We start from the raw sequence: 2,371 nt of genomic DNA on the forward strand, positions 1-2,371 counted from the left end.
ACTACTGGATCGTCCCGGCCGCCGTCGCCCGCCTGGGTGCGCTGTTCACCCCGCTGGCCGAGTCCGCGAGCGTGTGAGCCCGCCGACGCCAGGGGGAGCGGCCGGTCGGCCGTCCACAAACGAAGACCCACATAACAACCTGTCGTTGTCGTACTAACAGTGCGACCGTCCCAGGGAGACGGTCGATCCCTCAGCGGATGAACCGGATCTGCGGGTAGCGGGGTGAGGGGTGCTGGAGCAGGTGGCTGTCGTGGTGGCGTAGATGAAGGTCGAAAAACGCTCGTACGTAGTCGCGTTGCGCGCGGATGGCGCGGTATGGGGCGAGGGTGCCGATTGCTTGCGCGACTTGGCTGGGGGTGAGCCCGAGGCTGGCCGCGGCCTGGGGCAGGAGCGTTTCGAGATCGGTGAACGAGGTGTGGGTGGAGCCCGTGAGGGCCAGTTCGCGTTTCCAGCCGTGCTGGCCGGCCCAGAACCGGTCCCAGCTGGGATCTTCCGGACCCGGACCGGGGTCGCTGCCGAACAGGAGGAAGGGCCGGTCGGTGCCCGCGGTGGCGGGTGATAAAAGGCTGCCGTCCAGGTTGACGCCGGCCCGCAGGCGCTGGTCGGCGCGCATGGCGGCGGCGGCCGTGGCGCCACCGAGGGAGTGGCCGAGCATGCCGGTGCGGGGCAGGTGGAACGCGCCGGTGAGGGTGGGTGGAAGGCGTCGCCGCCCGGCGTCCACGTTGTGTCCGGCGTTGAGCGCCGTGAGCTGATCCAGCACGAACCGGGTGTCCGCGGTGCGTACCACCAGGGCCTTGCCGATGAGGGCGTCGTCGACGTCACCGGTGATGGCGAACCTCTCCACGCGCCCGCCGGGGAACTCGACCTGGTCGGCGTCGTAGGTGTGGTCGACGGCCACGACGAGGTAGCCGTGGCTGGCCAACTCCTCGACCAGAAGAGTGCCAAGGCTGCGGTCGCTGCGCAGGCCGGGCGAGTACACGACGACAGGCCGCCCGCGCCGGCCGCGGTCCACCGGTGCGGCCACCCGGGCATGGGAGGTCGGCAGGAGCAGCGTGCCGGGTGGGATGCCCTGTGCCTGCTCGAAGAAGGGGACGGCGGCGGGTGACATCCACGGCGCGAACGGGTGGCCACGAGCGGCACGCGCGGGGTACCAGAGTTGGACCATGAGTTCACGGGCCGGGCGGGAAGGCTGCCATGGATCGATGCGTGCCCGGTCGACCAGGTGCAACCAGACCGTGCCGATCGGGTGGGGGCCGCTCGGTGCGGGCAGCGTGAGCCGCACCGGAGCCGGCGTACGGGCTCCTGCCGCGGGACCGGGTGAAGCCTCGGCGCGTCGAGGCTGGGCGATGGCCGACACCGCGACAGCGCCGAGCAGCGAGCGTCGGGTCAGGCTCAGGGATCGTCTCGCGTTCAACATGGCCAAAAATGTAAGGTCAGCCTTCCATTAAGTCAAGGAAGCTTGACTGTATGGAAGGGCTGCTTTACCTTCGTGTCATGGTGAAACAGCAGGACCAAGTGACGCTCGCGGCCCGCCGCGCTGTCCTCATCGACGGCCTACCCGTGGCCATTCTGGGCCCGGTGGCCCTGGCGCTAGGCAGTGATCCCGACCAGAGCACCACGCAGAAGGCCTGGTGGATCGCGGCTACGGCCGTGTTCGCGCTCGCCGTGGCCTGGGTCCTGCTGCGGGCGTTCCGGCGTGCAGACGAGTACCTGCGCAAGGTCCAGCTGGAAAGCATGGCCATCGCCTTCGCGGCGGTCCTCGTGGCACTGCAAGTGGCCACCGTGCTCGACGCCGTGGGCGTCATCCAGCTCCATCAGCTCACGCAGCTGATCCTCCTCGGCGGGGTGGGGATCTGGCTTGTGATCGCCGACCTGCGCACCCGCCTGCACCGATGAAGGCGCCGCCCCCGTGAAGAACCGACTACGCGAACTGCGAGCAGCCCGCCGGTGGAGCCAGGCCGCCCTGGCCGACCGGTGCCAAGTCTCCCGGCAGGCCATCAACGCCATCGAGACCGAGCGGTACGACCCCAGCTTGCCCCTGGCGTTCACCATCGCCGACGTCTTCGGTCTGACCATCGAGGAGATCTTCCTGCCCGACCGGGCGGACACGACGAACGACCCGGCCTGATCCTGAACCCCTCAGGCCGGCTTCCAGCCGGTCGGCGCGAGCGAGCGGTGGTTACCTGGCGTCGAGCTCGGCGATGAGTTTCTCGATGCGGGTGCGGATCTCATCGCGGATCGGCCGGACGGCCTCGATGCCCTGGCCGGCCGGGTCATCCAGCTTCCAGTCCTCGTAGCGTTTGCCGGGGAAGAACGGGCAGGCATCCCCGCAGCCCATGGTGATGACCACGTCGGAGTCCTGGACGGCCTC

General features: G+C 69.4%; 3 protein-coding genes and 1 pseudogene. 2 read left to right on the forward strand and 2 right to left on the reverse strand.

All coding sequences use genetic code 11. The annotated features are described in order from the left end of the window. Positions 1 to 190: 190 nt before the first annotated feature. Positions 191 to 1,417, reverse strand: coding sequence for an alpha/beta hydrolase family protein (locus ACSDR0_RS50135; RefSeq protein WP_435296052.1), 1,227 nt, complete (start codon positions 1,415 to 1,417; stop codon positions 191 to 193). A 77-nt stretch (positions 1,418 to 1,494) separates the two neighbouring features. Between ACSDR0_RS50135 and ACSDR0_RS50140 the strand changes: the two genes are divergently transcribed. Together ACSDR0_RS50140 and ACSDR0_RS50145 are read left to right on the forward strand one after the other, a co-directional pair. Beyond that, positions 1,495 to 1,896, forward strand: coding sequence for a hypothetical protein (locus tag ACSDR0_RS50140; RefSeq protein ID WP_435296053.1), 402 nt, complete (start codon positions 1,495 to 1,497; stop codon positions 1,894 to 1,896). Between the two features lie 13 nt (positions 1,897 to 1,909). Beyond that, positions 1,910 to 2,128 carry a helix-turn-helix transcriptional regulator gene (locus tag ACSDR0_RS50145; protein ID WP_435296054.1) on the forward strand — a complete coding sequence of 73 codons (219 nt, stop codon included), beginning with the start codon at positions 1,910 to 1,912 and terminating at the stop codon, positions 2,126 to 2,128. Between the two features lie 51 nt (positions 2,129 to 2,179). On the opposite strand, the pseudogene ACSDR0_RS50150 reads toward ACSDR0_RS50145, so the two are convergent. Further along, positions 2,180 to 2,371, reverse strand: a pseudogene (locus ACSDR0_RS50150) (heat-shock protein HtpX); the annotation flags it as partial.

Origin of the sequence: Streptosporangium sp. G11, from assembly GCF_051192615.1 — a bacterium.
Lineage (GTDB): Bacteria > Actinomycetota > Actinomycetes > Streptosporangiales > Streptosporangiaceae > Streptosporangium.

What these genes read in the sequence shown, in the direction of transcription:
- ACSDR0_RS50135 (WP_435296052.1), bottom strand. Translation starts at nt 1,417, where the DNA reads ATGTTGAACGCGAGACGATCCCTGAGCCTGACCCGACGCTCGCTGCTC.
- ACSDR0_RS50140 (WP_435296053.1), top strand. Translation starts at nt 1,495, where the DNA reads ATGGTGAAACAGCAGGACCAAGTGACGCTCGCGGCCCGCCGCGCTGTC.